15 protein-coding genes are annotated in these 13,274 nt (G+C 39.2%); 10 read left to right on the plus strand and 5 right to left on the minus strand.

The window, feature by feature from the left end:
• Nucleotides 1-75: 75 nt before the first annotated feature.
• The 10 genes from IJ00_RS22980 (at nt 76) to IJ00_RS23025 (ending at nt 8,285) form a co-directional block, all read left to right on the plus strand.
• Nucleotides 76-309, plus strand: coding sequence for a hypothetical protein (locus tag IJ00_RS22980; RefSeq protein WP_035157126.1), 234 nt, complete (start codon nt 76-78; stop codon nt 307-309).
• A 16-nt stretch (nt 310-325) separates the two neighbouring features.
• Nucleotides 326-550, plus strand: coding sequence for a hypothetical protein (locus IJ00_RS22985; protein WP_035157128.1), 225 nt, complete (start codon nt 326-328; stop codon nt 548-550).
• Nucleotides 551-698: 148 nt separating this feature from the next.
• Complete coding sequence (locus IJ00_RS22990; protein ID WP_035157129.1) at nt 699-1,175, plus strand: NifU family protein; 477 nt, start codon at nt 699-701, stop codon at nt 1,173-1,175.
• Nucleotides 1,176-1,230: 55 nt separating this feature from the next.
• The gene (locus tag IJ00_RS22995) at nt 1,231-2,409 is read left to right on the plus strand and encodes an NHL repeat containing protein (protein ID WP_035157131.1); all 1,179 of its coding nucleotides are present in this window, start codon (nt 1,231-1,233) and stop codon (nt 2,407-2,409) included.
• Nucleotides 2,399-4,753, plus strand: coding sequence for a carbamoyltransferase HypF (hypF, locus tag IJ00_RS23000; RefSeq protein ID WP_035157133.1), 2,355 nt, complete (start codon nt 2,399-2,401; stop codon nt 4,751-4,753). The genes IJ00_RS22995 and hypF overlap by 11 nt, the downstream gene beginning before the upstream one ends.
• Before the next feature lie 17 nt (nt 4,754-4,770).
• Nucleotides 4,771-5,025: a HypC/HybG/HupF family hydrogenase formation chaperone gene (locus tag IJ00_RS23005; RefSeq protein WP_035157136.1), complete on the plus strand. Its 255-nt coding sequence runs from the start codon at nt 4,771-4,773 to the stop codon at nt 5,023-5,025.
• A 25-nt stretch (nt 5,026-5,050) separates the two neighbouring features.
• A complete protein-coding gene (gene hypD / locus IJ00_RS23010; protein WP_046814898.1) occupies nt 5,051-6,196 on the plus strand; it encodes a hydrogenase formation protein HypD in 1,146 nt (381 codons plus the stop codon).
• Between the two features lie 16 nt (nt 6,197-6,212).
• Nucleotides 6,213-6,428, plus strand: a complete 216-nt coding sequence (locus tag IJ00_RS23015) for a 4-oxalocrotonate tautomerase family protein (protein ID WP_035157138.1) — start codon at nt 6,213-6,215, stop codon at nt 6,426-6,428.
• Between the two features lie 444 nt (nt 6,429-6,872).
• Nucleotides 6,873-7,946 carry a hydrogenase expression/formation protein HypE gene (hypE, locus tag IJ00_RS23020; protein ID WP_046814899.1) on the plus strand — a complete coding sequence of 358 codons (1,074 nt, stop codon included), beginning with the start codon at nt 6,873-6,875 and terminating at the stop codon, nt 7,944-7,946.
• 9 nt (nt 7,947-7,955) lie between these two features.
• On the plus strand, nt 7,956-8,285 hold the full coding sequence (locus IJ00_RS23025; RefSeq protein ID WP_035157141.1) for a hydrogenase maturation nickel metallochaperone HypA: 330 nt from the start codon (nt 7,956-7,958) through the stop codon (nt 8,283-8,285).
• A 42-nt stretch (nt 8,286-8,327) separates the two neighbouring features.
• On the opposite strand, the gene IJ00_RS23030 is transcribed toward IJ00_RS23025, so the two are convergent.
• The 5 genes from IJ00_RS23030 to IJ00_RS23050 all read right to left on the minus strand — a co-directional run bounded on the left by IJ00_RS23030 (nt 8,328) and on the right by IJ00_RS23050 (nt 13,183).
• Complete coding sequence (locus IJ00_RS23030; protein ID WP_035157143.1) at nt 8,328-9,041, minus strand: rubrerythrin family protein; 714 nt, start codon at nt 9,039-9,041, stop codon at nt 8,328-8,330.
• A 244-nt stretch (nt 9,042-9,285) separates the two neighbouring features.
• Complete coding sequence (locus tag IJ00_RS23035; RefSeq protein ID WP_035157144.1) at nt 9,286-9,672, minus strand: nuclear transport factor 2 family protein; 387 nt, start codon at nt 9,670-9,672, stop codon at nt 9,286-9,288.
• Nucleotides 9,673-9,787: 115 nt separating this feature from the next.
• Nucleotides 9,788-11,848 carry a DHH family phosphoesterase gene (locus tag IJ00_RS23040; protein ID WP_035157146.1) on the minus strand — a complete coding sequence of 687 codons (2,061 nt, stop codon included), beginning with the start codon at nt 11,846-11,848 and terminating at the stop codon, nt 9,788-9,790.
• A 256-nt stretch (nt 11,849-12,104) separates the two neighbouring features.
• The gene (locus IJ00_RS23045) at nt 12,105-12,878 is read right to left on the minus strand and encodes a Tab2/Atab2 family RNA-binding protein (RefSeq protein WP_035157147.1); all 774 of its coding nucleotides are present in this window, start codon (nt 12,876-12,878) and stop codon (nt 12,105-12,107) included.
• Nucleotides 12,879-12,931: 53 nt separating this feature from the next.
• Nucleotides 12,932-13,183, minus strand: a complete 252-nt coding sequence (locus tag IJ00_RS23050; RefSeq protein WP_035157149.1) for a hypothetical protein — start codon at nt 13,181-13,183, stop codon at nt 12,932-12,934.
• Nucleotides 13,184-13,274 lie beyond the last annotated feature (91 nt).

Genomic DNA, 13,274 nt, shown 5'->3' on the forward strand with positions numbered 1-13,274 from the left:
TCCTGATAATCTGAAATTTATCTGTGTTCTCTGCGATATATTTCCTCAGTCCACTTCGTCAACACAGCATAAATCATGACAAACTATATCACAAGTTTCGTAACAGGAGAAATTACCCTGCTCACCGGTATTACTTGGTTAGCGATCGCCACATTATTCTCTATGTTAGGTGGTGCTATCGGTGGGATGTTATTAGCAGGGGAGGAATTTGGTTATTCTTTTTCTGCCATGATTGGTAGCTTATTTGGACCTGCGGGTGTAGTTCCAGCAGTAATTATTGGGTTAATTATTATTAGTGCTTTAAGTTGAATTTTAGGAGGAATATATGTTTGAATTAGGCTGGTTTTCTGCAAAGCTTTTCTTCAAAGGTCAATTATTTCGTGACCCCATTGATTTCATTCAGAAAACTAGTTTAGCATCTACCCTGGGATTAGGCATGATGATGATATTATTTATCGTCAAATTTCCCCTATGGATGCTAATGATTATTTCTAGTGTAGTCACTGGTGCAACAATGCCTTTTTTGCTCAAAGATTTTCGGATGAAATAGACGATTATTTTCAGAAATGCAAATAGTAAATTATGTCTATAAATCATGATTTACTCTAGATTACTTTATCAAATATTACCCATAAAATAGAGCAGGCATGATTGTCTGCCCTAAATTTTCTTATCTGAAGAAATTACAAGTATTGAGCATGACAAATTTAGAAGAATTAGTCACAGAAATTAGTCGTTATGAAAAAATAATTTCTGAATGGGACGAAACCCAACGTGGAGTAGTTACTGGGTTAAAAAGGGCAATTGAAGATTTACATAAAGAAGCTTTAACTCGTTTAATTAGAAGCGTAAAACAAGAGTCAATTACAGCACTACGTCACGCTGTTGAAGATGAAATTGTGTACGGAACTTTACTATATCATGATTTAGTAAAAGCTCCCAAACTCCCACTAGAAAAACGATTAGCAACTGCCTTAGATGAGATTCGTCCTAGTTTAATTAACCACCACGGAGATATAGAATTAGTCTCAATTAAATTACCAGATACTGTAGAAATTAGATTAGTTGGCGCTTGTAGTCATTGCCCCACATCAAACCTGACTTTATCTCAGGGAGTTGAGCAAGCAATAAAAAACTATTGCCCAGAAATTCTTCATGTGGTCGCAGTTAGGTAAATAATCATTAATCTTTAAAAGAGTTTAATTAAGAAAAATAACTGATTCTGACTTCATGACTAATTACATCCAAGATGAAACATCAAAAAAACATTTATTTGATAATCAGCCAATAATTATCGGACAAGATTTTTCTCCAGATAAATTACCTATTCCCTCCCTTCCTAGCGCCCATGAAATATTTGCTCCCCGTGGAGCTTGTTTATTTGCTCATACAGGTTATCTCTGGGTATCAGATACAGGTAATCATCGTTTATTAGGATGGGAAAAAATACCAAAAACAGATAATCAAGCTGCTAACTGGGTAATTGGACAACCAGATTTTTACCATGAAGGGCAAAACGGAAAAAATCTCGTTAATTCTCATACAGTGAGTGTTCCCACAGGTATTTGTGAATGTGCTAAAGGAATGGCAGTTGCTGATGCGTGGAATCATCGAGTTTTAATTTGGCAAGAAGTTCCTGGAGATACGAATGTACCCGCAGATATCGTTTTAGGACAGGCTGATTTTACCAGTAATTTACCCAATCGAGGAAAAGGAGAAGCCACAGCGAATACTTTAAATTGGTGTTATGGAGTTTATTATTTTCAAGGTAAATTATTTGTCGCAGATACGGGTAATCGTCGTGTTCTAATTTGGCATGAATTACCGAGGGAAAATGGACAACCTGCTGACCTAGTTTTAGGGCAATCTGATATGATATCTCGCGATGAAAACGGTGGCAATAGTCCTAATTCCCGGAGTATGCGCTGGTGCCATGATATTACCTTTTGGGGTGAAAATTTAGTAGTAACAGATGCAGGAAATAATCGTGTGATGATTTGGCAAGGAATGCCAACAGAAAATAATCAACCCTGTACTGTCGTATTAGGGCAAAGAGATTTTCATGCTGTTGAGATGAATCAAAATAATTACTTTCCCAATTCTAGTAGTTTGAGTATGCCCTATGGGGTCGAAAGTTATCAAAATTATTTATTAGTGGCGGATACGGCAAATTCTCGTATTTTGGGATGGGAAAAATCAGATAATTTATTAGATTTATGGAATAGAAATGCAGATATTTTGCTAGGACAAACAACATTTACATCAAAAAGTGAAAATAGAGATTTTGGCAGACCAAAAAGGGATAGTTTTAATTGGTGTTATGGTATCCAAGTTTGTCATGATACAGCAATCATTGCTGATTCTGGAAATAATCGTATTCTCCTCTGGAAGCTGAATCATGGTGGTTGAAGAAATCAGGATTCGAGGAACAGTTCAAGGTGTGGGTTTTCGTCCTACAGTCTATCGTTTGGCAAAACTGTGGAACTTAAAAGGTGAGGTGAGAAATGATGGGGAAGGTGTTTTGATTCGTGTCTGTGGTAGTCAGGAATCTATCGAAAATTTTCTAGCAAATCTACAAGTAGAATCTCCACCTTTGTCTATAATTCAAGATATTAGCCGTACAATTTGTCAGCAAGAAATTGATTTTACTGACTTTACAATTGTTTCCAGTGTCGATAGTCAAATTCACACAGAAATTGCTGCGGATGCTGCAACTTGTCCCCAATGTAAACAAGAAATTTTTGACCCCTTTAATCGCTATTTTCGCTATCCTTTTACCAACTGCACCCACTGTGGACCACGCTTCAGTATTATTCGTGCCATTCCCTATGATAGATGTAATACCAGTATGTCTGCCTTTGGGATATGTGATGATTGTGCTAAAGAATACCAGGATGTGAGCGATCGCCGTTTTCATGCTCAACCCATTGCTTGTCATATCTGCGGTCCAACTGCTTGGTTAGAAAGGAGCGATCGCCAACCAATAACCGCTTCGATGTTTTCTATGCTAGATGATGTGGATGCGGTTTGTACTCTCCTGCAACGGGGGAAAATAGTTGCCATTAAAGGTATTGGTGGTTTCCATCTTGCTTGTGATGCTACCCAAGAAACTGCTGTTAATCAATTACGTCAACGCAAACAAAGATATCACAAACCCTTTGCTTTGATGGCAAGGGATATGGAAATTATCGATAAATATTGCCTAGTTGGGGAGTTGGAAAAAGATATTTTACAGAGTGCTGCTGCACCAATTGTTTTATTAAGAAAAAGAACTGATAATCAGGCGAAAATTCCCATAGCTGCATCCGTTGCACCCCAACAAAATACCCTGGGATTCCTCCTTCCTTACACACCACTCCATCATTTAATTCTCAGACGTATGGGTCGTCCCATAGTTTTTACAAGTGGGAATATCAGCGATGAACCACAATGTATTGATAACGCAGAAGCTCAAGAGAAGTTAGGAAAAATAGCAGACTATTTTCTCTTCCACAATCGGGATATTGTCAACCGTATTGATGATTCCGTAGTCAGAGTGAATCAACAACAAATCCAAGTCATTCGTCGCAGTCGAGGATACGCACCCACATCAATCCAATTACCTCTAGATTTTGCCCACTCTCCTAATATTTTAGCCATGGGAGGTGAGTTAAAAAATACTTTTTGTTTGTTGTCCCAGGGAAAAGCTACTTTATCCCAACATCTCGGTGATTTAGAAAATCATTCGACTTGGAATGACTATCAAAAAACCTTAGAATTATATCTGAATCTATTTAATCATAATAGTCAATATATTGCCATAGATAAACATCCCGAATATTTATCTAGCAAATTGGGTAAAGAGTTAGCCGCAACTCAGGAAATTCCCCTTATTTCTATTCAACATCATCACGCTCATATCGCAGCTTGTATGGTAGAAAATCATCTACCTTTAAATACATCACCTGTATTAGGTATTGCCTGTGACGGTTTAGGATATGGGGAAGATAATACACTATGGGGTGGGGAATTTATTCTCGCTGATTATCGCAGTTTTCAGAGATTAGCCCGGTTTAAACCCATGGCGATGATAGGTGGAAAACAAGCGATTTACCAACCTTGGCGAAATACTTACGCCCATTTAAAATCTATCGATAACTGGGATATTATCTGTGCAAAATATGCTGATTTAGAGATAATTGATTTTCTCAAACATCAACCTCTCGCTTTACTGGATAAATTAATTACCCAGAGTATAAATACCCCTCTCACATCATCCCTGGGGCGCTTATTTGATGCTGTTGCCGCAGCGATGGGGATATGTTGTCAAGCATCTCATTACGAAGGACAAGCAGCAATCGCAATGGAAGCATTGATAGATATAGATGTTTGGAATTATCGTGAAGAAATTGGAATATATCCTTTTAAATTTAATTTATTAGATACAATTTATTCTATAGATGCTCAAACTATCTGGCAACTATTATTGGATGATTTACAACAGCACAAACCACAAAAACTGATTGCTGCTAAATTTCATCTTAGTCTCGCCTATGCCATCACAAACATGGTAGAAATACTTTGTCAAAAGCATGATATTAAATATGTTGCCTTCAGTGGCGGAGTATTTCAAAATCAAACTCTCTTAAACCTGACAATTAACTATTTACAACATCTTAAAATTACGCCTCTGACTCATAGTTTAATACCCAGTAATGATGGAGGGATTGCCCTAGGACAGGCGGTAATTACTGCTGCTAGAAATATCAATTAATAACTGAGGAAATACAAATGTGTCTGGGAATACCTGGTCAAATTGTTGAAATTACAGATGTGGTGAAAAAATTAGCAATGGTTGATGTCGGTGGAGTGAAGCGTCAAATTAATATTGCTTGTATTGTCGATGCTGCCCACCCTCCAGAATCTTGCATTGGTGATTGGGTATTAGTTCATGTTGGCTTTGCTATGAGTCGAATTAATGAAGAACAGGCAGCAGAAACGATGAAATTATTAGCAGAATTAGCCCAAATTATGCAGGTAAATTAACTGAATTTGAGCAGGATAATCCCAGATGAAATATGTTGATGAATTCCGACAACCCGGAGCTGCGATCGCCATCCTTAAAGAAATTACCAAACTGAGTCAATCTCTCAGTCAACCTCTGAAAATTATGGAGATATGCGGAGGACATACCCATTCAATTTTTAAGTATGGTATTGAAGAAATTTTACCTGATAATATTGAATTAATTCATGGTCCGGGATGTCCAGTTTGTGTCATGCCAAAAGGTAGAATAGATGACGCAATTTTTCTTGCCCAACATCCCCAGGTTATCTTTACCACTTTTGGTGATACCATGCGTGTTCCGGGTTCTGAATATAGTTTACTTCAAGCCAAAGCTTTGGGTGCAGATATTCGGATGGTATATTCACCCTTAGATAATATTAAAATTGCTCAAGATAATCCTGATAAAGAAGTTATATTTTTCGCCATTGGTTTTGAAACTACCGCCCCTAGTACAGCATTAACTATTCTCCAAGCTGCTGGGGAAAATTTGCCAAACTTTAGTATGTTTTCCAACCATGTACTAGTAATTCCTGCTCTTAAAGCCTTACTAAATAATCCAGAATTACAGCTTGATGGTTTTGTTGGTCCTGGTCATGTCAGTATGGTAATTGGTAGTAAACCCTACGAATTTATAGCTAAAGAATATCATAAACCAATCGTCATTTCTGGATTTGAACCATTAGATATTCTGCAATCAATTTGGATGTTACTACAACAAATTATTCAGAATCGTTGCCAAGTGGAAAATCAATATGATCGTATTGTCGTCAATTCTGGGAATTCTGCTGCTCTGCAAGCGATGAATCAAGTATTTGTCCCCAGGGATACTTTTGAATGGCGAGGTTTAGGAGACATACCATTCTCTGGTTTAAAAATTCGTCCAGAATATGCTCAATATGATGCAGAATGCAAATTTAGTCTTCCTAGTAACAAAGTTCAGGATAAAAAAGCTTGTCAGTGTGGAAAAATTCTCCAAGGAGTTATGAAACCTTGGCAATGCAAAGTTTTCGGTACAGCTTGCACTCCAGAAACCCCTATGGGTGCTTGTATGGTGTCTTCTGAAGGTGCTTGTGCTGCTTACTATAAATATGGTCGTTTGGGTAAATTTACATCAAGTAATTTATCACCAGCCAATTCAATTTCTGTCTAAATTAGTGAGGTAAAATATGCCATTTATTACTGTCCAAATTGCCAAAGGTCATTCTATTGAGAAGAAACGCCAATTAGTTAAAGCTTTAACAGATACATTAGTAGATACCCTCGGCAGTAAACCTGAATGTATTACTATTCATATTGATGAATTTGAACGAGATAATTGGGCTGTTGGAGGTACTTTACACTCGGATAAGCATGGTGGTAGACATGTGGAAAAAGGTGTTTAATTCTAGGTAGTAAATACAGAGATTCGCTATTTCTGTTTTTTGTATAGACTACAATTTATGCTGACATTTTTCCTATTATGGGGTGGTTATAACGGATTAAACAATGCACTAAATATCTGCAATTTTTGCATTATGCTATCACCTCCATGAGGATAATAAAGGGGTAAGGAATATCCACACCCCTATTTATATTCATAAATTAATAGCAAATATGTATGGAATAAAGTTATATTTCAGCCCACATTTTTACAAAATAGTCAGGGTTGATTTACAAATATGTTTAAATTATTCACTAATGTCTGATAAATTCGCCTCTACAACCTCTGAATGTAAGTTTCATAGAGAGATATGATAAATCTATTTAAGACACTTCACAGGATTAATTCCAGCAATTCTCATAACTGAATACATCTTATTCCTCTATCTATATTTATAGTCCAAAATATGCAAATTATTCCTCAAATGAATCAAAATAACAAGCATAAAAATAAAATTCGTGATACCCATATTACCCTTGCCCATGGCAGTGGTGGTCAAGCAATGCGAGATTTAATTAATAGTGTATTTGTCAAGACTTTTAATAATACTTATTTAGATAAATTAGAAGACCAAGCAATATTTGATATTCCTCAATTGGCGGCATATGGAAATCAGCTAGCATTTACCACAGATTCCTATGTTGTAGACCCCTTATTTTTTCCCGGTGGAGATATTGGGACTCTAGCAATTAACGGAACAATTAATGATTTAGCAGTCAGTGGAGCTATACCTTTATATATTTCCTGCGGTGTAATTTTAGAAGAGGGTTTCCCCATTGATATTCTGTACAAAATTACTGAAAATATGCAAATTGCTGCCCAAAATGCAGGGGTAAAAATTGTCACGGGAGACACAAAAGTGGTCCATCGTGGTGCTGTAGATAAGCTATTTATTAATACTACTGGAATTGGAATTATTCGAGAAAATATTCACATCTCATCCCACAATATCCAGCCCGGAGATGCCATTATTATTAACGGTGAAATTGGCAATCATGGTACAGCAATTTTAGCTGCTCGTGGAGAATTAGCCTTAGAAACAGAAATTACAACTGATTGTCAACCTCTCCATGATTTAGTACAAAAAATATTAAATGTTTGTCCACAAGTTCATGGAATGCGTGATGTCACTCGCGGTGGTTTAGCTACAGTCATGAATGAATTTGCTCAAACTAGTCATGTGGGTATTAGCTTAGATGAAACTGCCATTCCTGTGAGGGAGGAAGTGAAAGGTTTCTGTGAAATTCTCGGTTTAGAACCCTTATATTTAGCAAATGAAGGTAAGTTAGTTGTGGTGTTACCTGCTGAGAATGTGAATAGGGTTCTCGATGTTATGAAGTCTCATCCCGCAGGGAAAAATGCTTGCGTAATTGGTACAGTAGTGGCAACCCATCCCGGAATTGTCTGTTTAAAAACGATTTTTGGTACCGAAAGAATTATTGATATGCTTGTTGGTGAGCAATTACCTAGAATCTGTTAACTATGAAATATGCATGAACTTGGTATTACTCAAAATATTGTGGCGATCGCCAGCGAATATGCTGAAGGGAAAAAAGTCAGTCGGGTATTACTAGAAATTGGTAAATTATCCGCAATTATGCCCGATGCTATCCGTTTTTGTTTTGATATTTGTTCCCAGGGTACGGTATTAGCAGAAGCAAAATTAGAAATTAGAGAAATTTCTGGATTGGGAAAATGTCAAAATTGTGGAGCAGAAATTCCCCTGACACAACTATTTGGGCAATGTATTTGTGGTAGCACAAACATTAGTTTAATTGCGGGGGAGGAACTCAAAATTAAGGAAATTGAGGTGGAATAAAGTCCCCTCCGTGGAGACTTTAAACCCGAATTTATACCACTTCTAAGCAGCTACTGGTTCTTGGTATGGTATAAATGTTTTCTTTGTCGCACCGCAAATGGGGCAATACCAATCTTCGGGAATCTCAGCAAAGGGGGTTCCTGGTGCAATTCCAGAATCAGGATCGCCAGTTACAGGATCGTAAATCATCGAACATTGACGACAAATCCATTTTTGGGTTGCAGGTTCACTTCCTGGAGCTTTAGTAGCGGGTGCTACACCACCTAATGCCTGTAATGCTTCCGTATACTGATTGGCATGGTGATGTTCAATGGGAGTCAGTAAGCCGAAATTGTGGGCTGCTTTGCGGAAAATTTGCGCGTGTTCGCGGGATTCTGCCTCTTGAGATTCAAACTCAGCTACCGCTTTGCTGTCTCTATCACTACGCGCTTGCTCAGTAAAATCCGGGTACATGGTGGTGTACTCGTAGGTTTCCCCTTCAATCGCTAATTCTAAACAACGAGCAGCGATCGCCTTCTTTTCTTCCTCTGTTAATTTACTGCTATCTGCAATCACCAATTCGGGATGCATGAGTCGAAAATGGGCAAAAGCATGCTCAGTCTCTTGATTTGCTGTTTCTCGGAATAACTTGGATAACTCTGTCATTCCTAACTGTCTTGTCACTTCCGCAAAGAATAAGTACTTGCGGTTTGCCATCGATTCCCCACCGAAAGCAGCTTCTAAATTCTTGGCAGTATTGGAATTTGACAAATCCATAGGTTTCTCCTCTCTGAATTATCTCGGCTTAATCCGAAGTCGTTATGACTATGAGTTTAGCACAAGATTTGTGGATGACAAGGAGAAATTAATTTTATCTCAAGGAATTAAAATGAGTATCCGCTCCAAAAATTGGGGTAGAGGGGAAACCAGAATGTAAGTTGTGTGTACAGAACGTAACAAAACATACTTTGACAACCATGTTTCGATGACTCGTCCCATACAGAGGCAATAAGCAACTCAATCACCCTCGCAATTGAGCGAGCATGGCAGCAGGATTCCAATAAGCTCGGGTGGTGTGAATTTTGCCGTCTTCGTTCATCTCAAAAATGGTAATTCCGGCAAAGGTGACGGTTTTACCGCTTTTACTAATGCCTTGGGTAGTCCATTTCACCGCAGCACTATTGGGAGCGAAAAAAATCGACTCGATCGCGGTTTCCAAAGACTCGAATACCATTTGCAATCTGCCGATAAATTCTTTGAATCCTTCGTGGACTTTGGCAGGTGGTTCACCTACGGGATCGTGACTGATAGCATCGGCAGCAAAGTGGGCAAGTACAGCTTCGGGGTTCATTGCTGCCAGGTTTTCGTAGTAGGAACGGACGATCGCTTCTATTTCGGTAGGGTTCATAGTTTCGGTGGAATTATCGAGCAACTTTACTATTTTTCCATCAAATCTCAATATTTTCGCGGAGTACAAGCTAGGAATAAAAATTACTTATTACTTACTACTCATTACTCATTACTCATTCAAGATGTAACGCAGTCATGGCAGCTTGGATAATATTGTTATAAATTGGTAGAGAAATATCAATTTCTTTAGCTTCTTCCCGATTTTTTCCTAATAAACCAAATTGCTTTCCAGGTTCTACAACTAAAACATTACCTTCCGAATTTTTAATTCTAATTTCTGTATGGGAAGCATTCGTAAATATGCCGCAGCTATATTGCCTTTGTTGAAATTCAAAAGCTGCACGTTGGCAAGTTTCGCGCTTCTCCGAGCTAATTGGGGGAAGATTTCCCAGACGAACTCCGATTAATTCCAATTCAATATTAGTATTCCCATTGAAGTTATTTTCCCGCATTTTATAGGCAATATCTAATCGTTGGGGTAAAGGAAAATAATCTCGCCATCGCCAAGCAATACCCTGAATTTCATATTGTTGGTGATTAATGATTTGGGCTACAGTCAACTTAATATGACCTTTGCCGACTATTTTTTGTGAAATAATTTTAACACCACTAGTCCAAAAAATTGGGTCAGGATTTTCAATTCCACAGGGTTCTAAGGCGTTGAGTTGATGATACAATTCCCTGGTAATCTGGTTAAGATTGGCTTGGGTATCAATTTTGAGTAAGGGTTTGAGGTGTTGGGGTTGTAAACACTGATTAGCAAATTGACTTAAGCGCGATCGCAGTTTTTCTAAGTTCTCTGATGGTAGTGAAAATCCTCCGGCTGCTCTATGTCCTCCGTATTTACCGAGCAACTCATGGCAAGCTTCCAATGCCTCAAAGATATTAAATTCAGGGATTCCCCGTGCTGAACCACGAATATGTAGCTCATCCTCATTAGTACCAATAAATACCGGGACTCCGTAACGTTCCACAAGACGGGAAGCCACAATCCCAATTACCCCGTGATGCCAGTTAGGTTGTACAACTACCAAAACTCTGTCATCCTGGAGAGAATCCAGATATTCTGCTTCCACGAGGGCGATCGCCTGCTGTTCAATTTCTTCGCACATCTGCTGACGTTGCTGGTTAATAGCCTCACATTGAATTGCCATATCCCAAGCAACAGCCATATCATCGGTGGTTAATAATTCGATGACAATCTGGGGATTACCAATTCTACCAATGGCATTGATGCGGGGACCGAGGCGAAATCCGATATCATCAGGTTTAAGGGAATTACTGGTAGTAGTTTGGATATTGGGGATGGGAATTTGGGGATTTTCCGTGATTTTGCCGCCATTTACCCCAGCAACTTGAATTAATGCTTGAATTCCCGGTATTTTCGATGAAGGTAATTGCCGCAACCCGCGTTTTACCCAGCGACGATTTACCCCAGTTAAAGGTGCTAAGTCGGCGATCGTTCCCAGGGTAAACAATTCCAACATCGGTTTAATCATTCCCCCATTCAGTTGCCCTAGTTGCTGCGCCAGGGAAACCGCTAAAATATAGGCGACACCCACACCTGCAACCCCACGGTACAGGGAATTTTCCGGTAGAAGTTTGGGGTTAAGAATGGCATTCGCTGGGGGTAACTGTTGGGGAATATCATGGTGATCGGTGACAATTACCTTTAAACCTAGCTCCCTAGCTCTGGCAATGGGGGCGTAGGCGGAGATACCATTATCTACAGTTAGGACTAAACTGACACCTTCAGTGTGAAAATCTTCAATGATGCGATTATTAATCCCATAACCTTCATGCATCCGACTAGGGATAGCGTAATCTACCTTTGCACCCAACCAGCGTAAACATCTCAGTAACAAAGCGGTGCTAGTCATCCCATCAGCGTCATAGTCACCACAAATGGCAATCTTCTCCTGATTAGCGATCGCCATCTCTAATAATTCCACACTGGCAGCTAAATCGGGAAATTCTGTTAAAGGTGCAGGTAAATCTAGGGATTCTGGATCTAAAAATATTTTTGCCGTTTCTGGGGTATTAATTCCCCGATTAATTAATAGTTGGTTAATCAGGGGTGATAGATGATTACTTTCTGCCATCCTTGCAGCTAATTCTTCCTGTTGGGGAAAAATATGCCAGCGTTGATTCGGTAGGGATTGGGAGGGTGACATTGGAGCTAAAAAAGAACTGATATGAAGGTGCAGGTTTAAGTCGAGGAAAGCCGAAGCTTTAGCCAACTTTGGGGCTTTAAATCCCCGTCATAAAACGTAATTACGTTAGCGTTAGCTCTCCCGCAGGGAGCATTACGTTAGCTTTAGCTCTCCCGTTAGCGTAGCTCTCCCGAAGGGAGCAGGGAGCATTACGAATTATTTGAATGGCTATTGCTGGAATGTAGGAATATTTTGCCAAGATGTAACGCCATATTTTTCACTCCTTTTGTAACAACCAAAAACCACTATAGGTGATTTCCGAATCATCTGGTTGTACCAGGAGAAAATGTAAACCTTTAGCTTGTTGCTGACGTTGGCTGTAAATTTGGGCAGCAGCTTGCATATCCTGATCATCAAAGGTGACTAGTACCCATCTATCAGCTAAATCTGCTTCTAAGATTAATCCATCCGGCGCTCCCGGAATATAATCTACAGCAACGGGGTGATTCTCTGCCAACCATCTGGCTAATCGCATCGACATTTTACCACCATAAATCACCACACCAGGAATAGTTTGCCCAGAAGCTAAACCCAGATTTAAGGGTAAGAGATGTTCCGGTGCTTGTACGATGGGAATTGGACGTTGTTCTAATAATTCCGTTACATCACCAGCTGGCAAAGAGCCAAAACGCCAACTTTCACCCCAGAGAATTTCTGGTACAGGGATAGGGGGGATTTTTTCAATTTTTACAGGAAAATTCAGGCTTTCTAACCATTTTTTTAAAGCTGGGGTGTGTCGAGTTGCCACAACGGAAATCCCCAAATTCTCTGCCGCTTTTTCTATCAAACTTAAGGCTTGAGGGCGAAAAACTTGAATAATTTCTGGCAACTCCCCCGCTTGAGAAAATTGTGCTGTCAACCACTGGGAATTTGCCTCAGATTGTGAGCAACTAGCGGTATATTGCCAAGTCATTGTCGCATCACAAATATGCAATTTCCATACTGATGTTTCCTGGGGGTGATGATAGAAATCTGCTTGCCAGACACGCATTTATTAATTGATAATTTGCTAGGTTTATTAGTATGAATAACAAAAGAGAAAGCTCACGCGACTGTTTTTATACTGTTAATACCATGAGTCATCCACTGCGTGAATAGCCATTGACTAGCAGGTTTATCCAGCGCAGGCAAAACGCGAAAGTTAAAAACTTGTTCCCAAACTTCCTCCCCATGTTGGGAAACGAAGGCTTGCTCTAGTTCTTGAAAGTGGGTGTAGTCTTGATTACCAATGGCTGTAAGCATCCCTACTATGTCATTTATAGGTATCTGAGTAGCTGTTAATTGTGCTTCTGTCATTGTTATTTGTCCCTAAATATACAAATATATCTAAGTAAACCCCGCTTAGTGTCTATGATTTCGATTAAGTCCTTGTCTTTCATCCTAGCGA

It is taken from the genome of Calothrix sp. 336/3, assembly GCF_000734895.2.
Classification (GTDB): domain Bacteria; phylum Cyanobacteriota; class Cyanobacteriia; order Cyanobacteriales; family Nostocaceae; genus 336-3.

Coding starts and splice junctions, on each gene's coding strand:
- IJ00_RS22980 (WP_035157126.1), top strand. CDS start 76: ATGACAAACTATATCACAAGTTTCGTAACAGGAGAAATTACCCTGCTC.
- IJ00_RS22985 (WP_035157128.1), top strand. CDS start 326: ATGTTTGAATTAGGCTGGTTTTCTGCAAAGCTTTTCTTCAAAGGTCAA.
- IJ00_RS22990 (WP_035157129.1), top strand. CDS start 699: ATGACAAATTTAGAAGAATTAGTCACAGAAATTAGTCGTTATGAAAAA.
- IJ00_RS22995 (WP_035157131.1), top strand. CDS start 1,231: ATGACTAATTACATCCAAGATGAAACATCAAAAAAACATTTATTTGAT.
- hypF (WP_035157133.1), top strand. CDS start 2,399: ATGGTGGTTGAAGAAATCAGGATTCGAGGAACAGTTCAAGGTGTGGGT.
- IJ00_RS23005 (WP_035157136.1), top strand. CDS start 4,771: ATGTGTCTGGGAATACCTGGTCAAATTGTTGAAATTACAGATGTGGTG.
- hypD (WP_046814898.1), top strand. CDS start 5,051: ATGAAATATGTTGATGAATTCCGACAACCCGGAGCTGCGATCGCCATC.
- IJ00_RS23015 (WP_035157138.1), top strand. CDS start 6,213: ATGCCATTTATTACTGTCCAAATTGCCAAAGGTCATTCTATTGAGAAG.
- hypE (WP_046814899.1), top strand. CDS start 6,873: ATGCAAATTATTCCTCAAATGAATCAAAATAACAAGCATAAAAATAAA.
- IJ00_RS23025 (WP_035157141.1), top strand. CDS start 7,956: ATGCATGAACTTGGTATTACTCAAAATATTGTGGCGATCGCCAGCGAA.
- IJ00_RS23030 (WP_035157143.1), bottom strand. CDS start 9,041: ATGGATTTGTCAAATTCCAATACTGCCAAGAATTTAGAAGCTGCTTTC.
- IJ00_RS23035 (WP_035157144.1), bottom strand. CDS start 9,672: ATGAACCCTACCGAAATAGAAGCGATCGTCCGTTCCTACTACGAAAAC.
- IJ00_RS23040 (WP_035157146.1), bottom strand. CDS start 11,848: ATGTCACCCTCCCAATCCCTACCGAATCAACGCTGGCATATTTTTCCC.
- IJ00_RS23045 (WP_035157147.1), bottom strand. CDS start 12,878: ATGCGTGTCTGGCAAGCAGATTTCTATCATCACCCCCAGGAAACATCA.
- IJ00_RS23050 (WP_035157149.1), bottom strand. CDS start 13,183: ATGACAGAAGCACAATTAACAGCTACTCAGATACCTATAAATGACATA.